18 protein-coding genes are annotated in these 16742 nt (G+C 72.2%); 11 read left to right on the forward strand and 7 right to left on the reverse strand.

Features of this window, described 5'->3' with window-relative positions:
- Window positions 1-40 precede the first annotated feature (40 nt).
- The 4 genes from ACGGAQ_RS19130 to ACGGAQ_RS19145 all read right to left on the reverse strand — a co-directional run bounded on the left by ACGGAQ_RS19130 (window position 41) and on the right by ACGGAQ_RS19145 (window position 3714).
- Window positions 41-1249, reverse strand: coding sequence for a hypothetical protein (locus ACGGAQ_RS19130; RefSeq protein WP_393050973.1), 1209 nt, complete (start codon window positions 1247-1249; stop codon window positions 41-43).
- Window positions 1242-1805, reverse strand: coding sequence for a SigE family RNA polymerase sigma factor (locus ACGGAQ_RS19135; RefSeq protein WP_393050976.1), 564 nt, complete (start codon window positions 1803-1805; stop codon window positions 1242-1244). The genes ACGGAQ_RS19130 and ACGGAQ_RS19135 overlap by 8 nt, the downstream gene beginning before the upstream one ends.
- Window positions 1806-1967: 162 nt before the next feature.
- Window positions 1968-3155, reverse strand: a complete 1188-nt coding sequence (locus tag ACGGAQ_RS19140; protein ID WP_393050978.1) for a hypothetical protein — start codon at window positions 3153-3155, stop codon at window positions 1968-1970.
- Window positions 3148-3714, reverse strand: a complete 567-nt coding sequence (locus ACGGAQ_RS19145; RefSeq protein ID WP_393050981.1) for a SigE family RNA polymerase sigma factor — start codon at window positions 3712-3714, stop codon at window positions 3148-3150. Before ACGGAQ_RS19145 ends, ACGGAQ_RS19140 begins: the two co-directional genes overlap by 8 nt.
- 304 nt (window positions 3715-4018) lie before the next feature.
- Between ACGGAQ_RS19145 and ACGGAQ_RS19150 the strand changes: the two genes are divergently transcribed.
- Entirely contained in the window at window positions 4019-4231 is a 213-nt protein-coding gene (locus ACGGAQ_RS19150) for a hypothetical protein (protein ID WP_393050984.1), read from the forward strand.
- Between the two features lie 63 nt (window positions 4232-4294).
- Here the strand turns inward: ACGGAQ_RS19150 and ACGGAQ_RS19155 are convergent, their stop codons facing one another.
- On the reverse strand, window positions 4295-4657 hold the full coding sequence (locus ACGGAQ_RS19155) for a hypothetical protein (protein ID WP_393050987.1): 363 nt from the start codon (window positions 4655-4657) through the stop codon (window positions 4295-4297).
- Between the two features lie 182 nt (window positions 4658-4839).
- On the opposite strand from ACGGAQ_RS19155, the gene ACGGAQ_RS19160 reads away from it, so the two are divergent.
- Window positions 4840-5421, forward strand: a complete 582-nt coding sequence (locus ACGGAQ_RS19160) for an NADH-quinone oxidoreductase subunit B (protein WP_393050990.1) — start codon at window positions 4840-4842, stop codon at window positions 5419-5421.
- Window positions 5422-5497: 76 nt separating this feature from the next.
- Window positions 5498-6814, forward strand: a complete 1317-nt coding sequence (locus ACGGAQ_RS19165) for a DUF2252 domain-containing protein (RefSeq protein WP_393050993.1) — start codon at window positions 5498-5500, stop codon at window positions 6812-6814.
- Between the two features lie 17 nt (window positions 6815-6831).
- On the opposite strand, the gene ACGGAQ_RS19170 is transcribed toward ACGGAQ_RS19165, so the two are convergent.
- Complete coding sequence (locus tag ACGGAQ_RS19170; protein ID WP_393050996.1) at window positions 6832-7878, reverse strand: glucose 1-dehydrogenase; 1047 nt, start codon at window positions 7876-7878, stop codon at window positions 6832-6834.
- Window positions 7879-7994: 116 nt separating this feature from the next.
- Between ACGGAQ_RS19170 and ACGGAQ_RS19175 the strand changes: the two genes are divergently transcribed.
- Window positions 7995-8825 carry an NADH-quinone oxidoreductase subunit C gene (locus tag ACGGAQ_RS19175; RefSeq protein WP_393050999.1) on the forward strand — a complete coding sequence of 277 codons (831 nt, stop codon included), beginning with the start codon at window positions 7995-7997 and terminating at the stop codon, window positions 8823-8825.
- Window positions 8825-9787, forward strand: a complete 963-nt coding sequence (locus tag ACGGAQ_RS19180; protein WP_393051002.1) for an NADH-quinone oxidoreductase subunit H — start codon at window positions 8825-8827, stop codon at window positions 9785-9787. Before ACGGAQ_RS19175 ends, ACGGAQ_RS19180 begins: the two co-directional genes overlap by 1 nt.
- Window positions 9788-9812: 25 nt before the next feature.
- On the opposite strand, the gene ACGGAQ_RS19185 is transcribed toward ACGGAQ_RS19180, so the two are convergent.
- Window positions 9813-10838: a glutathione S-transferase family protein gene (locus ACGGAQ_RS19185; protein WP_393051004.1), complete on the reverse strand. Its 1026-nt coding sequence runs from the start codon at window positions 10836-10838 to the stop codon at window positions 9813-9815.
- A gap of 257 nt (window positions 10839-11095) precedes the next feature.
- Between ACGGAQ_RS19185 and ACGGAQ_RS19190 the strand changes: the two genes are divergently transcribed.
- The 6 genes from ACGGAQ_RS19190 to ACGGAQ_RS19215 all read left to right on the forward strand — a co-directional run bounded on the left by ACGGAQ_RS19190 (window position 11096) and on the right by ACGGAQ_RS19215 (window position 16719).
- Window positions 11096-11524 (forward strand): ester cyclase, encoded by a 429-nt coding sequence (locus tag ACGGAQ_RS19190; RefSeq protein ID WP_393051007.1) that lies wholly within the window; start codon window positions 11096-11098, stop codon window positions 11522-11524.
- A gap of 160 nt (window positions 11525-11684) precedes the next feature.
- Entirely contained in the window at window positions 11685-12296 is a 612-nt protein-coding gene (locus ACGGAQ_RS19195) for an NADH-quinone oxidoreductase subunit I (protein WP_354854356.1), read from the forward strand.
- 85 nt (window positions 12297-12381) lie between these two features.
- On the forward strand, window positions 12382-12933 hold the full coding sequence (locus ACGGAQ_RS19200; RefSeq protein ID WP_393051010.1) for an NADH-quinone oxidoreductase subunit J: 552 nt from the start codon (window positions 12382-12384) through the stop codon (window positions 12931-12933).
- Window positions 12930-13283 (forward strand): NADH-quinone oxidoreductase subunit NuoK, encoded by a 354-nt coding sequence (gene nuoK / locus ACGGAQ_RS19205; RefSeq protein WP_393051013.1) that lies wholly within the window; start codon window positions 12930-12932, stop codon window positions 13281-13283. Before ACGGAQ_RS19200 ends, nuoK begins: the two co-directional genes overlap by 4 nt.
- Window positions 13280-15214: an NADH-quinone oxidoreductase subunit L gene (locus tag ACGGAQ_RS19210; protein WP_393051016.1), complete on the forward strand. Its 1935-nt coding sequence runs from the start codon at window positions 13280-13282 to the stop codon at window positions 15212-15214. The genes nuoK and ACGGAQ_RS19210 overlap by 4 nt, the downstream gene beginning before the upstream one ends.
- Complete coding sequence (locus ACGGAQ_RS19215; protein ID WP_393051019.1) at window positions 15211-16719, forward strand: NuoM family protein; 1509 nt, start codon at window positions 15211-15213, stop codon at window positions 16717-16719. Before ACGGAQ_RS19210 ends, ACGGAQ_RS19215 begins: the two co-directional genes overlap by 4 nt.
- The last annotated feature ends 23 nt before the right edge of the window (window positions 16720-16742 follow it).

Here is a 16742-nt window from a genome sequence, read left to right on the forward strand (position 1 = left end):
GCCCCACCCCGACGGGGTGGGGCACCGGAATTCCTCCTCGTCAGAGCACGCCGGGGAGTCGCACCTTGTTGTCCTCCTCGCTGAGGTCGCGCCACTGCCGGTCCTGCGCGTCGTAATGGGTCACGAAGAAGAACCGGATCGTCGCATCGGGGCCCGGGCGACTGGGCACCCTCTGGACGAACGTGTAGCGCCGCGACTCGCCGGCCGGCACCCCCGGCACCAGACACGAGTTGTTGTCGCTCGCTGCCGCCACCTTCGGGTCGCACCTGGACCAGTCACCTGTCGTCGGCGCACCCACTTCGAGGGCCCTGAACTCGACCTGGGCGGCGTCGACCGGTCCCGCGTTGGAGACGGTGAAGACGGTGGTCAGCTCGCGACCACCCGTGACGTTGACCAGCGTGTGCGTCATGGACAGGCGCAGGTCGGTGAGCCGGGGATCCTTCCCGAACTTCGTGGGGCCGCCGGTCTGAACGAATCGGCCACCCTTGAACCGGTAGGTACGCGTCTGCTCCTGCGGCCAGTAGGTCGGCGTGTCGCAGCAGGGTTGCAGGTCGGCCACCCGCACCTGCACGGCACCGGCCGCGGTGACCTCCAGGCCGCGAATGTCCGCGACGCCGTCGGTGGTCCGCACGACTCTGCCGAGCGTCACGATCCGCCCACTGTCGTCCCGGTCGAAGGCGACTACCTGCTTCGCCGACGCCTCTCCGTACCGGCAGGAGATGGCGGCGACAGTCTCCTCGGCGCCGTCCCCGTCCAGGTCGGCGTGGCTCACCTTCAGGTCGGTGAGCAGCGGAATGTAGTTGTTGATGGAGCTTGTCACCAGCCGCACCTTCGACGTGGTGCAGGTCGACGGCACGATCTGCGGCCAGTCCGGCAGGTCCAGTCGGGCGGCGAGCAGTTGCTGTCGGCTGATCCGACCATCCGGGGCACCGGCTTCGGTCGTGGGTGTGGAACTCGGCGACTGGCTGGCGGACGGTGTGGGCGGCGGCGGTGCCGTCGTCGGCGGGGACGTCGGCTCGACGGACTCGGCCGGGACCGGCGGCGTCCGGTCGCCTTTCAGCGCGGCGTTGGCGACGACCGGTGCCAGCACCAGGACGACCGCCGCCGCGGCGACGGCCACCGCCGTCGTCCGCCGGCGCCGACGCAGGGTGCGTCGGACCTGGTCGGGACCGGGACCGACGACCCGGGTGGTGACATCGGTGCGGTACGCGGTGAACCGCTCGCGCAGCCGCGGTTCGAGATCAGACATCGGACACCCCCTCGGTGTTTTCGTCCAGCAGTCCGGCAAGGGCGGCCCGGCCGCGGTGCAGCCAGGACTTGACGGTGCCCTCGGCCACCCCTTCCTGAAGAGCGATCTGATTGACCGACAGGTCGGCCAGGTAGTGCAGGATGACGGCCCGCCGGTGGTTGGCGGGCAGTTGCGCGAGCGCCGCGTCGATGGCCACCCGGTCCGGTGTCGGGCCGTCCACCTCGGCCTCGGTGCGCCGCTGGCGCAGAAGGTGGTTGTGGGCCGTGCGCAGCCGACGCCAGCGGCTGCGGGCCAGGTTCCAGGCGACCCGGCGAACCCAGGCCACCGGATCGTCGTACCGGACCAGGCGGTCCCAGCGCGCCAGCGCCCGGCAGAACGCCTCCTGGGCCAGATCCTGAGCGTGGCCCAGATCCCCCGTGTACGCGCACAGTTGGGCGGTCACGTTTCGGAAGTGCGCGTGGTAGAAGTCGTCGAAGGTGATCGCCGCCGCGTTCAGCCCTGCGGCCGTCAACGCCGCCGGCGGTTCGTTGGCGCGGGCTCCCATCGTTGCTGTCACTGCCCCTCCCCGTTTGCCGCCGGGCCGGTGCCCTGGGCGCCGGTAACACTCCACGGCGACGGGTGTGGTTGCGCATGATCCTGCCGCGAATCCGACAGCGCGGCGCGAAGCGGCACGGTCCCGGCCGGTTGACCGGCCGGGACCGCACGCCGCCGCAGTCGATCAGCGGTAGTAGTGGGTGAAGGTGGCGAGGTTGTCGTCCCGCTCGCGTTCCAGCAGCGCGGTCCCGTCGGCGCCGCTGCCGAAAAGTTCGATGGTCGCCTTGCCCGAGGCCAACGGTGTGCCCTGTGCCCGCTTCAGTCCGAGGGTGAGCCGGATGTCCGCGTGTGGTGCCAGCCGGCCCAGGGTGCACCGGTACGGCGCCAGCGCGACGGCCATGTTCTCGCGACACCGTTTCCAGCCATCCCCGACCGGCCGCAACTGCCACGGCAGGTCAAACGACAGCACCGCCTCGGCCACCTCGCCCGCGCTGGCATTGCGTACCCGGACCTCGATCGTGCCCGCGAAGCTGTCGCCGGGCTCCCGGGCGAGGGCCAGGTTGGACGAGCTGACCGACAGGTCGGCGGCGTGCGGGTTGGGGCCGAAGCCGGACGGCCCCTCGGTCTGCTTGAACCGGTTCCCGTCCCACCTGTACCCGCGCCACTGGCGTTGCGACTGCTCGAGAGGCCAACCGGGCCCCGGCGCCCGGTCGGCCATCGCCACCCGGGTCACGCCGTCGGCCCGTACCTCGAGCCCGATCAGCCACTCCGGAGTCGGGTCGGCGGTGGCAGCCACCCGACCCAGTGTGACGATCCGCCCGGCCGTGTCCCGGTCGAAGGCGACCACCTGCGCCGGCCCTCGGGTGCCGAACAGACAGCGCACCAGCACGACGGTCTCCGTCGCCCCGTCGCGATCGACGTCTCCGTAGCCCATCTCGACGAGCAGGTTGGCGTCATCGCCTACCGGGTCGCCGCTGAGCCGGATCCCGCGAGATCCGCAAGCCTTGCCGTCCGGGCGCTCCGGCAGATCGTCCCAGGTGGGCAGGTCGACGGTGGCGGCCAGTAGTTCGGTCCGCTCGATTCTGCCGTCCGGCGCCGGTGGTGCGGACGAGATGCTCGGCGTCGGGGAATCGGACGGCGTCGGTGTGGCCGTCGCCGGCGGTCCAGGGTCCCGGCGCAGCCCCGCCTGCCCGGCCATCGGGACGGCCACGGCCACCACCAGCGCCGCAGCGACCGTGATCGCCGCGCGTCGACGACGGCGACGGACGGTGCGCCGGACCGCGGTCGGGCCGTCGGGCGTGATCGCCGGAAGCATTGCCGCCCGGTACGTGGAGAACTCCGCGTCGAGTCGAGCGCTGTCGAACTCAGGCATGGTCGGTCACCTCGTTCTGAGGAGCCAGCTGTGCCGCCAGCGCAGCCCGACCCCGGCGCAACCAGGACTTGACCGTGCCTTCGGGCACGTCCTCCTGGTGGGCAATCTCGGTGACGGAGAGGTCCGCGAGGTGGTGCAGCACCACGACGCGGCGGTGGTTCGGCGGCAGCGCCGCGAGCGCCCGCGTCAACGCCACCCGGTCCGGGTCGGGGCCGGGCACGTGTTCTTCACGCTGACGGCGCAGGTAGGACTGGGCGGTCCGTAGCCGACGCCAGCGACTGGTGGCCAGGTTCCAGGCGACCCGCCGCACCCAGGCGACCGGGTCGTCGTAGCGGGAAACCTTCCCCCACCGCGCGAAGGCCCGGCAGAACGCCTCCTGGACCAGGTCCTGCGCCTGGCTGAAGTCGCCAAAGTAGGCAGCGAGCTGAATGGTCAGCGAGCGGAAGTGGGCATGGTAGAGCTGGTCGAAGTCGACGGAGTCGACCAAAGTCCGCCCGGCCTGCCGGGTCATGTCCTGTGGTGGAGGCTTGCCGGGCCTCGATTCGGCGCTCACCGTCACCTGGGTCCTCCCCGTCTCCTGTCACCCTCGGGTTCCGGGGCGACGTCGCTCACACGCGGGGGAGCGGGCTCGGGTTTCAGCGTCTTCCGACAAGTTCGGTGAACATCTGATGACCTGCCCGACTGCTCCGACCGCCGGGCCGCGTGGCCATCGCCGCGAGGCGGTGAAGCGATGTGAAACGCCGCACACGTTACGCAACGAATCAACGGGCATATGTATGGATAAGTGTCACTAAACGGGGGTTTTGTGGTGTTCGCCGCTTCCGTACGGTCATATCCATCAACCAACGACACGGGAGAAGGCAATGACGATGCGGAAGATCCTGATCACCGGCCTGAATGCGGCGGCCGGACTGGCCCTCGGCGTGAGCGGAGTGGCGACGGCGGTCCTGGCGATCGGCCCCGGCCCGGGTGCCCCCGGTGAGATCGGCCCCGGCCCGGGCGTCGTGCTGGCGATCGGTCCGGGCCCGGGTGCGCCGGGTGAGATCGGTCCGGGCCCGGGCGTCGTGCTGGCCTGAGCCGCCGACTGGCGAGACGGTTCGCGGAGGGCGGTCGGTCGGTGACCGGCCGCCCCCGCGCGCTCAGCGATAGTCGAACGTCGACTCGTTGTCACCGCTGTCGTTGTCCAACCACGGGTCCCCGTCCGGGTCCGCCGGCCAGACCCGCAGCGCCACCTGTCCCGGGGCCAGGCTGGTCCCGGCGGCGACTTGCAGCTCCAGGGTCCGACGCACCTCGCTGTGCCCCCGCGCGGCGCTCAGGCGGCAGGACACCTGCACGGTGCTCCCCGTCTGGACATCACAGCCCGACCAGCCGTCACCGACGGGCCGCAGTGCCTTCGGCAGTTCCATGGTGAGGAGCACCTCGGGGGCCGTCCGGTCCGCGTCGTTGCGGATCCGTACGGTGACCGCACCCGACCGGGAGCCGTCCGCCGCAGCGGTCAGCACCAGGTCAGTGGCAGTGACGGACAGGTCCGTCGAGCGCGGGTTGGGACCGAACGTGCTCGGGCAGGACACCTGCTCGAACGCGTCACCGGTCCAGCGGTAGCCGCGCCATTGTCGTGACCGGCCCTCAGGGTTGCGCCCCGCAGCTGTGGTTGACTGTCCAGTGAGTGACAGGAGGGGGCGTCGTGCAGCTACCGGCAGTGCTCGGTGAGCCGATCCGGTTCGTGCTGAACTGGGGGCGCCGCTACTCGCTCTGGGTGTTCAACTTCGGCCTGGCCTGCTGCGCGATCGAGTTCATCGCCACCAGCATGGGTCGGCACGACTTCATCCGGCTGGGTGTGATCCCGTTCGCCCACGGCCCGCGGCAGGCCGATCTCATGGTGGTCTCCGGCACCGTGACCGACAAGATGGCCCCGGCCATCAAGCGGCTCTACGACCAGATGCCCGAGCCGAAGTACGTCATCTCGTTCGGCGCGTGCTCCAACTGCGGCGGCCCCTACTGGGACTCGTACTCGGTGACCAAGGGCGTCGACCAGCTCATCCCCGTGGACGTCTACGTGCCCGGCTGCCCGCCGCGCCCGGAGGCGCTGCTGCACGGCATCCTGCGCCTGCAGGAGAAGATCGCCGCCGAGCAGTCCGGCATCGGCGGAGTGCCGCAGCGGGATCTGCTCGCCGCGCCGCTGGACGCCCCGCCCCGCGAGGCCGCCGCTCCGCGCTCCGTCGACTCCCTCACCGCCCCGCCGGTCCGCCCACCCGCTGCAGACTGACGAGCCGCCCGTCGTGCGGACGGGACCGCTCGGTTGCCCGACGTGGGGGCTGGTCGGGCCCGGTTAACCTGCGCTCATGAGCAATTCCGTGGACCAGCGGTCCGCCCACATCATCGACGTGCTCACCGAGGAGTTCGGCGCGTCGATGGCAATCGACCCGGCGGCCTTCCGCCGCAAGTTCCGCAAGATGGCCGCGTCGCCGTTCGCCTTCTACCGGGGCAGCGCCGCGCTGTTCTACGCCGACCAGCGGGGCGACTTCGCCGACGACCGGTTCCTCGACGAGCGGACCGGCCGGGTGTGGATCCACGGCGACCTGCACGCGGAGAACTTCGGCACCTACATGAACGCCTCCGGGCAGTTGGTGTTCAACGTCAACGACTTCGACGAGGCGTACGTCGGGCCGTTCACCTGGGACCTGCGCCGGTTCGCGGCCAGCGTGGCGCTGCTCGGCTACAGCAAGGCCCTCTCCGACACGGTGATCGGTGAGCTGGTGGCCGGCTTCGCCCGCTCCTACCTGACCGAGCTGCGGGCGATCGCCGCCGGTGGGGACGACGCGATCGGCTCGATCACCCTGGAGAACGCCGACGGGGTGCTGCGTCGGGTGCTCCAGCAGGCCCGCCTCAACACGCGGGTCGACCTGCTCGCCGAGCAGACCACCGTCGACAACTACGAGCGGCGGTTCTCCATCGGAGACGGGGTCTTCGAGGTCGACGGGAAGACCCGGGACCGGGTTCTCGCCGCCTTCGAGGAGTACCTGGGCACTCTGCCGACCGCCTCGGCCCGGCTGCGCCCGGTGGCGACGCGGATCAAGGACGTGGTGCTGCGCAAGGGCGTCGGCATCGGTTCGGCCGGCCTGCCGTCGTACAACCTGCTGCTGGAGGGGCACACGCAGGCGCTGGAGAACGACGTCGTGATTTACATGAAGCAGGCGCAGGTCCCGGCGGTGGCCCGCTACTCGACCGACGACTCGGTACGCGGCTACTTCCAGCACCAGGGTCACCGGACAGCCGAGTCGCAGCGGGCGTTGCAGGCGCACGCCGACCCGTGGCTGGGCTTCACCGAGCTGGACGGCGCCGGTCAGCTCGTCGCCGAGGTCTCCCCGTACGCGGCTGACCTGGACTGGTCCGACGTCAACGAGCCGGACGAGCTGACCGGGGTGCTGGCCGACCTTGGCCGGGCGGTGGCCCGGATGCACTCGGTCGCCGACGACGAGTCCAGTCACGACCTGGTGGACTACTCCACCGAGGAGGCGATCGTCGCCGCCGTGGACACCGACGAGTCGGGATTCGTCACCCACCTGGTGGACTTCGCGCACGCGTACGGGGTGCGTGCCCGCCAGGATCACCAGCTCTTCGTGGACCTGTTCCGCAACGGCCGGCTACCCGGCATCTGACGTCGCCGGGCCGCCGGTCAGGAGGCGAACTCCAGCACCACCTTGATGTCGTCCGGCCCGGAGGTGTACGCGTCGGCGTACCTGTTCACCGGGACCCGTCGGGTGATCAGTGAGGAGAGCCAGACCTGGTCGGCGCGGGTGAGTGCCTGCGCGGCCATGGTCCAGTGTCGCCGGTTGGCGTTCACCGAGCCGAACACCACGTTGTTCTCCAGCACCAGCGCCCGGTTGAGCGCCCCGGCGTCGAAGTCGATGCTCCGGCCGCCGCTGGACACCCCGGCCAGGCAGACGATGCCGGTCGGCGCCGCCTTGCACATGACGTCGAGGACGACCGTGGGTGCGCCGGTGCACTCGATCACCACGTCCGGCTCGAAGGGCAGGTCGTTGACCGGCACCGCGTGGTAGGTGGCACCGAGCCCGGCGACCAGTTCCGGCTTGGGGCCGTCGGTGGCCCGGTCCAACACGTGGACGGTGAGCCCGCGCTGGGTGCCGAGCAGCGCGGCCAGCAGCCCGATCGGCCCGGCGCCGGTCACCAGGACCGTGTGCGGCTGCCACTCGGCCCGGTGGCCGATCCGCTCGATGTGGTCCCATGCCTTGGCCACCACGCTGGTCGGCTCCAAGAGCACGCCGACCTGGGCCAGCGCCGGATCCAGCTTGACCGCGAACTGGGGCTCGATCCGCCAGCGGTCGCGGGCGAACCCGGGTAGCGCCTTGATGCCGTGCTCGGTGTACTGACCGTTGCGGCACATGTCCCACTCGCCGACCGCGCAGTTGGGACAGGGCACCGGGTCGGGATGCCGGACGATGCCGGCCACCAGGTCGCCGGGTTGCAGGGTGCCGCTCGAATCCTCGATCACCCGGCCCAGCGACTCGTGCCCGATGACCAGGCGGTCCGCGCCCGGCGGCGCCTCGCCGTACTGCCCGGCGATGATCTCGTGGTCGGTGCCGCAGATCCCCACGGCCAGTGCCTCGACCAGGACCGCGCCCTCCTCGGGCGCCGGCTCCGGCTGATCCTCGGCGAGGCTCAGCGAGTTGGCGACCCCGGGTTTCACAGTGACAGCGCGCACGCCCTCATCTTTCCCCGCCGACGGGCCCGCCGCCCGGTAAAGCGGGCAGATCACCGGGGATCGGTCGTGGACCGCGGGCCGGGTCGGCGCCGGGCCGACGCCCTAGGATCAGCGGCATGACTGAGGAAGAGGTCGGCGCTCGGCTGGTCGCGCTGCTCGCGCCGGTCGAGGCGACCCCGTCGGTCTCCGGCGGGCAGCGGTTCGCCCGGGCCACCGTCGACGTACCCCCGACGAGTTGGTCGGCCGCTGTCCGCGCGGCCCGCGACGACAGCGAACTGGCCTGCGACTTCTTCGACTGGCTCTCGGCGGTCGACGAGTTGGCCGAGGGCTTCGACGTGGTGGCGCACCTCTGGTCGACGCGGTTGCGGCACGGCGTGCTGCTGCGCACCCGGGTGCCCCGCGACGCGCCCTCGGTGGCCTCGGTGGTCGACGTCTACCCGGGTGCCGCCTGGCACGAGCGGGAGACCCACGAGATGTTCGGCATCGACTTCGACGGCCACGGGGAGCTGCGGCCGCTGCTGCTGCCCCCGGAGTTCGAGGGCCACCCGCTGCGCAAGGAGTTCGTGCTCGCCTCCCGGGTGGCGAAGCCCTGGCCGGGCGCGAAGGAGCCGGGCGAGTCGGAGGCCGGCGGTGGCCGTCGACCGATCCGCCCGCCGGGCGTGCCCGCTCCGGGCGAGTGGGGAACGACGCCGACTCCGGCCGGCGCGGGTGGCGTGGGGGAGGGTCCACGCGGCGGCACCCCGGCCCGGCCAGCTGGCGAGCGACAGGCACGGCCGGCGCCGGGGACCCGTCCGGCGCGTACTCCCCGGGCCGCCGGCTCCACCGACGACCCGGCACCGGCCGACCAGCCCGCGCCCGGCGCAGGCCCGGCCGCGTCGGGCGGCGAGGGGGTCGCGGACCCGCCGGGCCGCGACGATCGGACCGACCACGACGGGGGTACGGCCTGATGCCGCTCTGGGTGGAGCTGGTGCTCCGGGTGGGCGGCGTGGTCGTCGCGTTCCTCACCCTGCCGCTGCTCGTCGGCCAGGCCGAGCACAAGGTGATGGCGCACATGCAGGGCCGCCTCGGCCCGATGTACGCGGGTGGCTTCCACGGTTGGGCGCAACTCGTGGCGGACGGCGTCAAGTTCGTGCAGAAGGAGGACATCACCCCGCGCGAGGCGGACCGGGCGGTGTTCCGGCTGGCGCCCGCGGTGGCCCTGGTGCCGTATCTGCTGGTGCTGCTGGTCATTCCGCTCGGCCCGAACGACCTGGTCGGGCAACCGTTGGACATCGGCCTGTTCTTCGTGCTGGCCGTGGTCGGCGTCGGGGTGGTGGCGGTGCTCATGTCGGCGTGGGCGTCGGCCAACAAGTACAGCCTGCTCGGCGGGCTGCGCGGGGCCGCCCAGTTGCTCGGCTACGAGCTGCCGCTGGTGCTGGCCGCCGCGTCGGTGGCGATGGCGGCCGGCACGCTGAGCCTGTCCGGCATCGTCGAGGCGTGGCAGCCGTGGTGGCTGCTCTGGCAGGCGCCCGCGATGATCATCTTCTTCGTCGCCGGACTGGCCGAGATCCGCCGGCCGCCATTCGACATGCCGGTGGCCGACTCGGAGCTGGTCTTCGGTTACATGACCGAGTACACGGGGCTGCGGTTCGCGTTCTTCCTGCTCGCCGAGTACGTCGGCATCGTGGTGATCGCCGCGCTGACCACTGTGCTGTTCCTCGGTGGCTGGCAGGGCCCGTTCGCCGACGAGCACCTGGGCTGGCTGTGGACCCTGCTCAAGGTCTTCGCCGTGGCCTTCGTGATCATCTGGCTGCGGGTGTCCTACCCCCGGCTGCGCGAGGACCAGCTGCAACGCCTCTGCTGGCTGGTCCTCGTACCCGCCTCCCTGGCGCAGTTGGTCCTCACCGCAGCTGTGCGCGTCGCCCTGTAGAGCGCCCGCCCGCTCCCGTGCCTGTTCAGCGCAGCGGGGTGTGGGCCGGGTCCACGGGCTCGGCCGGGGGCGGGGGTGGGGTGCCGTCGCCGAAGGGGCGGCCACCCAGAGCTTCCCGGCCGTGCGGGGTGACCCAGTTGGACAGGTCGGGGCCGAGCGGCACGATTCCGGTCGGGTTGATGTCGCGGTGCACCTCGTAGTAGTGCCGCTTGATGTGGTCGAAGTCGATGGTGTCGCCGAACCCGGGGGTCTGGAACAGGTCCCGGGCGTACGCCCACAGCACCGGCATCTCGCTCAGCTTCTGCCGGTTGCACTTGAAGTGGCCGTGATAGACCGGGTCGAAGCGGACCAGCGTGGTGAACAGCCGCACGTCGGCCTCGGTGATGGTGTCGCCCACCAGGTACCGCTGGTCGGTCAGCCGCTCGCTCAACCAGTCCAGCCGGTCGAACAGGCGGTGGTACGCCTTGTCGTACGCCTCCTGGCTGCCCGCGAAGCCGCACCGGTAGACGCCGTTGTTGACGTCGCGGAACACCACGCTGTTGACCTCGTCGATCTGCTCCCGTAGGTGCTCGGGGTAGAGCTGCGGGGCGCCCTCTCGGTGGTACGGGGTCCACTCGGTGGACAGGTCCAGGCTCATCTGCGCGTAGTCGTTGGTCACCACCTGCCCGGTCGGCACGTCCACCATCGCCGGCACGGTGATGCCGCGCTCGTAGTCGGGGAAGCGCTTGAAGAACGCCTCTTGGAGGCGCTCGATGCCGAGCACCGGGTCCCGCCCACCCGGGTCGAGGTCGAAGGTCCAGCTCCGGGCGTCGTGGGTCGGGCCGGCGATCGCCATCGAGATGGCGTCCTCCAGGCCGAGCAGCCGTCGCACGATGATCAGGCGGTTGGCCCACGGGCAGGCCCGGCTGACCACCAGCCGGTACCGGCCCGGCTCGACCGGGTAGCCGTCCCGCCCGTCGGCGGTGATCCGCGTGGCGATGTACCGCTGATCCCGGGTGAACTCGCCACCCGGCTCGACGTACTTCCCGCCTGTCTCCGCCACGTCGCTCATACCTCCCGGTCTGGTTGCCGTCTCCACCCCATCTTCGCCGATTCGCGGCGGTCCGGCGCGGCGCGGGCGAACCTGGCCCACGGGCCTGACGCCGCGCTTCCCCGGCGGACGGCCCCACCACCCCCACGCCCTTTGCTCTGCTTCACTCACGGCAACACTCGACGGCCGAAAGTGTTGCCTCCGTTGAAGCAGAGCAAAGGGCGTGCCAGACACCTGTGGCCCCCGCTCACCAGTAGCTGGCCGGATACCCTGCCGGCATGACGGATGTGGAGGCGGCGGCCCGGCGCTTCATCGCCGACGTGTGGAACGCCCGCCGGGAGGAGTCGGCCCACGAGTTGATCGCCGAGGAGTGCCCCGGGCTGGGCGGCACCGGGCCGGAGGCGACGCTTGCCTGGCACCGCGAGCGCCGAGCGGCCTTCCCGGACCTGCGCTACAAGATCGTTGACGTGGTGGCCGCCGGTGAGCGGGTGGCTGTGCACTGGCGGGCCGCCGGCACCCACGTCGGGCAGTTCGGGCCGGTGCCGCCGACCGGGCAGGTGGTCAGCTATTCGGGCGCGACGTTCCTGCGCTTCGACACGGCGGGCCGGATCGTCGAGGTGTGGAGCTGCAACGAGCTGTTCCAGCTGCTCCAACAGCTCGGCGTCGAGATGCTCCCGCCGACCGTCGTCAGCGGACCCGGGGCGTGATCCGGCTGATCGGCAGGTTGATCGGGAAGGGCTCGCCGGTGTCGACGAACTTCGTCCACCGCCCGGTCTCGGTGTAGACCTCGTTCACGGCGTCCCCGCGACGACCGTACCGCCGTGGACCTGTGGGTGGTGGTCGCGCGCGCCGGGGCCACAGGGCAGGATGGTCCACATGACCGACCCCAGCGAGCACGGCGACCCGGCGGGCGGCGCCACCGAGCGCGGCCTGCCCGGCGCGGGCCTGGTCAAGGGGCTGGCGGTCACCCTCAAGACGATGACCAGCCGCTCGACCACGCAGCAGTACCCGGACGTCGCCCCCGAGCTGCCGCCGCGCTCGCGCGGAGTGATCGCGCTGTCGGAGGAGAACTGCACGGTCTGCATGCTCTGCGCCCGCGAGTGCCCGGACTGGTGCATCTACATCGACTCGCACAAGGAGGAGGTGGCGGTGCCCGGCGCCGCCCGCCCTCGCCAGCGCAACGTGCTGGACAAGTTCGACATCGACTTCTCGCTCTGCATGTACTGCGGCATCTGCATCGAGGTCTGCCCGTTCGACGCGCTCTACTGGTCTCCGGAATTCGAGTACGCCGAGTACGACATCAAGGACCTGCTGCACGACAAGGACCACCTCGGTCAGTGGATGGCCACGGTTCCACCGCCGCCGGCGCACGACCCGAACGGCGAGCCGGCCAAGGAGGAGACCGCGGCGGCCCGCAAGGCCGCGCGTTCGGTCCCCCCGGCAGTACGTCCCGACGCCGACCCGGGTCCCGCGTCGTGACCGCCCGCGTCGTGACGGCACAGGTCCTGACGGGAAACGTCGTGACGGGCCGAGGCGCCGCCCGACCCGGCGGAAGGGCGGCCCGGTGACCGGCGCGGATCTGCTGCTGCTCGCCCTGGGCGCGGTCGCGGTGGGCGCCGGCGTGCTGGTGGTGACCACGAAGCACCTGGTCCGGGCCGGGCTCTACCTGGTGGTCTGCCTGGGCGCGTTGGCCGGCGACTATCTGGTGCTCGGCGCCGAGCTGGTCGCCTGGGTGCAGGTGCTGATCTACGTGGGCGCGGTGGTGGTGCTGCTGTTGTTCGCGGTGATGCTGACGCGGGCGCCGATCGGGGCCTCCGACGATCTCGACCGGCCCGGCTGGCCCGCCGCGCTGATCGGTGGCGGCGCCGGCCTGGGGCTGAGCGTCCTGCTGGTCGACGCGTACCGCTGGAGCACCGTCACGATGCCCGGCGCGGGCACTGCCGAGCGGCTGGGCGAGCAGATCTTCGCCTCCTGGGTGCTGCCGTTCGAGGTGCTCTCCGTCCTGCTGCTGTCCGCCCTGGTGGGCGCGGTGGTGCTGTCCCGGCCCGACATCGGCCGGCGCGGCGACGACGCCGAGGCGCCGGCGCGGAGCATGGCCTCCGGGGGGCGCCGGTGAGGCCCGTCATCCCGTACGTCACCGCGGCGCTGCTGTTCGGCCTCGGCGTGTACGGCGTGCTGCGCCGACGCAACGCCGTGCTGGTGCTGATGGCTGTCGAGTTGATGCTCAACGCGGTGAATCTCATCCTCGTTACAGCGGACACCACCGTTCGCGCGGCGCTGCCGCACTCCGGTCAGGTCTTCGCGCTGTTCGTCATCGTGCTCGCCGCCGCGGAGATCGGGGTGGGGCTGGCGATCGTCCTTCAGCTCTATCGCCTGCGGGCCACCGTGGCGGTGGATGACGTGGCGTTGACCGAGCCGCCGGTGCCCGCGCGGACCGTCGGCCAGAACGCGGAGGCGGGTCGGTGACCGGGCTGCTCGGGGCGGCGCTGCCCGCCGTGCCGCTGGTCGCCGGCCTGCTCGGGCTGCTGCTGCCGCCGGCCCCGCGTCACCCGGGCGCAGCGGCCGGAGGTGACCGGGCCCGGACGGCCGCCGTGACGATCGGTGTCGCCGGCGCGGTCGGCGCGCTGGCGCTGGCCGTCGCCCTGCTGGTGACTGTCGACGGTCCGACCCAGACGTCGACGACCTGGGTCGACATCGGCGGGCTGAGGGTGACCCTCGGCGTACGCCTGGACGGCGCCGCCGCGCTGGTCGCCGTCGCGGTCGCCGCGGTCGCCCTGGCCGTGCAGGTCTACTCGATCGGCTATCTGCGGCGCGGCCCCCACGACGACGTCGACGTCGACCACCGCTACCCGCCGTACGCCGCCCAGATCAGCCTCTTCACCGGTGCGATGCTGCTGGTGGTGGTCTCCGGCGACCTGATCATGCTGCTGGTCGGCTGGGAGGTGATGGGCCTCTGCTCGTACCTGCTCATCGCCCACGACCGCCGGCTCGCGGGCGCACCGGCCGCCGCGATGAAGGCGTTCCTGGTGACCCGGGTCGGTGACGTCGGCTTCCTGCTCGGCATCGTGCTGCTCGGCGTCTCGACGGGCAGCTTCCGGATCGCCGACGTGCTCGCGCACGACCACTCCGGCGCGACGCTGACCGCCGCCGGCCTGTTGCTGCTGGCCGGGGTGGCCGGCAAGAGCGCGCAGTTCCCGCTGCACACCTGGTTGCCGGACGCGATGGCCGGCCCGACGCCGATCTCCGCGCTGATCCACGCCGCGACGATGGTGGCCGCCGGGGTGTACGCGGTGACCCGCCTCTACCCGCTGTTCACGGCCGCTCCGGTCACGTTGACCGTGCTCGGGGTGCTCGGCGCGATCACCCTGCTGCTCGGGGCGCTCGCCGCCACCGCCCAGGACGACATCAAGCGGGTGCTGGCCTGGTCGACCGTGTCCCAGCTCGGCTACATGACCGGCGCGCTGGCCGTCGGCTCACCGTCGGCGGCGCTGTTCCACCTGCTCACCCACGCCGCGTTCAAGGCGCTGCTGTTCCTCGCCGCCGGCGCGGTGATCCACGCCGTGGGCACCACGCTGATGTCGGAGATGGGTGGTCTGCGCCGCAGCATGCCGGTGACGTTCTGGTGCACGGTGATCGGCCTCGGGGCCCTCGCCGGTGTGCCGCCGCTGGCCGGCTTCTGGAGCAAGGACGGCGTGTTGACGGTCGCCGAGTCGGCCGCGCTGGAGGGCACCGGGCCGGCGCCGTCGTGGGTGGGTTGGCTGGTCTGGCTGGCCGGGTTGCTCGGTGTGGTGATCACCGCCTGGTACGCGGGCCGGCTGCTGCTGCGGGCCTTCTTCGGCGAGCCCCGGCTGCCGCTGGTCACGCCGCACGATCCTCCGGCGGTGCTGCGGTGGCCGGTCCTGCTGTTGGCCGTGCCGGCCGCGCTGCTCGGCCTGGCCGGGTTCGTGGGCGCGTTCGCCGACCGGCTGCGGTTCGCCACCGTGCCGGTCGCCGGTGCGGAGGACGGCCTGGTCCACGTCGGGCCGGCGCTGCTGCTGCCGCTGGCTCTGCTGGCGGTCGGCGCGGGGTTGGTATGGGTGCGCTGGCAGCGGGACCGGGCCGCCGACCCGGCGACCGCGCTGGGTCCGCTGCGGCCGGTCTTCGCCCGCGCGTTCCGGCTCGACGACGTCCAGCACGCCCTTGTCGTACGCCCCGTCCGGGCGCTGGCCCGCCTCGCGCGCAGCGGCGACGAGGTGGTGGTCGACGGGGCCGTCGAGGGCAGCGGCCGCGCTGCCTCCGGCCTGGGCGCCGGGCTCGCCGCGCTGCACCGGGCGGCGCTGCCCCGAGCCGCCGCCGGTGTGCTGGCCGGCGCCCTGCTGATCGGCCTGGCGGCCGCCGTGCTGGGAGTTACCCGATGACGCTTGGGCAGGTTCTGCTTGTCGCCGTGCTGGTGGTGCCGGCGGTGGGCGCGGTCGCGGTGGCGGCGACTCCCCGGGACCGGGCCGCACGGATCGTCGGGACGGTCGCGGCGGCGCTGACCCTGCTGGCCGCCGTACCGCTGGTCTTCGGTGGGCGGGGGTGGTTCGCCTGGTCGGCCGGTACGGCTGCGGTGCGCCCCTGGCATCAGGTGGACCTGCCCTGGGTTCCCGGCCTGGATCTGCGCTTCCATCTCGGCGTCGACGGCATCTCCTGGCCGCTGGTGGTGCTGACCGCGCTGCTCACCCTGCTCTGCTGTGCGTACACGGTGTGGCGGGTGCCGGACGGCGGCAGCGGCCGGGCGTTGGTGGCCCTGCTGCTGGTGGTCGAGGTGGGCATCCTTGGCACGTTCCTCGCCCTGGACCTGGTGCTGTTCTTCCTCTTCTTCGAGGTCGTCCTGCTGCCGATGTACGCGATCATCGCCGGCTGGGGTGGCGCGGACCGGCGGCGGGCGGCCCGCAAGTTCGCGCTCTACACCCTCTTCGGGTCGGTGCTGCTGCTGGTCGGCGTGTACGTCGTGGTCGCCGCGGCGGGCACCGCCGACGTGGTCGCGCTGACCGGTGGGGGCGGGCTGTCCCGGGGCACCCAGTTCGCCGCGTTCACGTTGCTCGCGCTCGCGTTCGCGGTGAAGAGTCCACTCTGGCCGCTGCACTCCTGGCTGCCCGACGCGCACACGCAGGCCCCGACGGTGGGCAGCGTCGTACTGGCGGGCGTGCTGCTCAAGATGGGCACGTACGGGCTGATCCGGGTGGCGGTGGGGGTGGCGCCCGAGGGCGCCCGGTGGGCCGCGCCGGTGCTCGGCGTGCTGGCGGTCGCCGCGATCCTGGTCGGTTCGCTGGTCTGCCTGGCCCAGGCTGAGGTGAAGCGACTCATCGCGTACTCCAGCGTGGGGCACATGGGCTTCGTCCTGCTGGGCGTCGCCACGCTGACCGCCACCGGCCTCCAGGCGGCCCTGATCGGCAACGTCGCGCACGGCGTGATCACCGGCCTGCTGTTCTTCCTGGCGGGCGCTGTGAAGGACCGTACTGGCACGGGTGCGCTCGCCGAGCTGTCCGGGCTGCGGGAGACCGCGCCCCGGCTGGCGGGTCTGCTGGCGTTCGCGGCGATCGCGTCGCTCGGCCTGCCCGGGCTGGCCGGCTTCTGGGGGGAGGCGTTCGCGGTGGTCGCGGCGATACAGGTGGGCGGCCCGCTGTGGATCACCCTCGGGGTGCTGGCGGCGGTCGGTGGCGCGCTCACGGCCGCGTACTTCCTGCGGTTGTTGCGCCAGGTCACCCACGGCCGGCCGAGCCCCGCGGTGGGCCGGGTCGGCTCCGGGCTGGCCGGCGCGGAGCTGACCGCGTGGGCGCCGCTGGTGCTGCTCGCGCTGGCCATAGGGCTGGTCCCGGCGCTGGTCCTCGGCGTCGCCGAGGCGCCCGTCGACGCCCTGATCGGGGTGGTCTCCCGATGAGCGCGGCGCAGCGGGTGGACGGG

Origin of the sequence: Micromonospora sp. NPDC047557 (assembly GCF_043205095.1) — a bacterium.
Taxonomy (GTDB): Bacteria; Actinomycetota; Actinomycetes; order Mycobacteriales; family Micromonosporaceae; genus Micromonospora.

Excerpts from the sequence above, each read along its gene's own strand:
- ACGGAQ_RS19130 (WP_393050973.1), bottom strand. The coding sequence starts at position 1,249 with ATGTCTGATCTCGAACCGCGGCTGCGCGAGCGGTTCACCGCGTACCGC.
- ACGGAQ_RS19140 (WP_393050978.1), bottom strand. The coding sequence starts at position 3,155 with ATGCCTGAGTTCGACAGCGCTCGACTCGACGCGGAGTTCTCCACGTAC.
- ACGGAQ_RS19150 (WP_393050984.1), top strand. The coding sequence starts at position 4,019 with ATGACGATGCGGAAGATCCTGATCACCGGCCTGAATGCGGCGGCCGGA.
- ACGGAQ_RS19165 (WP_393050993.1), top strand. The coding sequence starts at position 5,498 with ATGAGCAATTCCGTGGACCAGCGGTCCGCCCACATCATCGACGTGCTC.
- ACGGAQ_RS19175 (WP_393050999.1), top strand. The coding sequence starts at position 7,995 with ATGACTGAGGAAGAGGTCGGCGCTCGGCTGGTCGCGCTGCTCGCGCCG.
- ACGGAQ_RS19180 (WP_393051002.1), top strand. The coding sequence starts at position 8,825 with ATGCCGCTCTGGGTGGAGCTGGTGCTCCGGGTGGGCGGCGTGGTCGTC.
- ACGGAQ_RS19185 (WP_393051004.1), bottom strand. The coding sequence starts at position 10,838 with ATGAGCGACGTGGCGGAGACAGGCGGGAAGTACGTCGAGCCGGGTGGC.
- ACGGAQ_RS19190 (WP_393051007.1), top strand. The coding sequence starts at position 11,096 with ATGACGGATGTGGAGGCGGCGGCCCGGCGCTTCATCGCCGACGTGTGG.
- ACGGAQ_RS19195 (WP_354854356.1), top strand. The coding sequence starts at position 11,685 with ATGGTCCACATGACCGACCCCAGCGAGCACGGCGACCCGGCGGGCGGC.
- ACGGAQ_RS19215 (WP_393051019.1), top strand. The coding sequence starts at position 15,211 with ATGACGCTTGGGCAGGTTCTGCTTGTCGCCGTGCTGGTGGTGCCGGCG.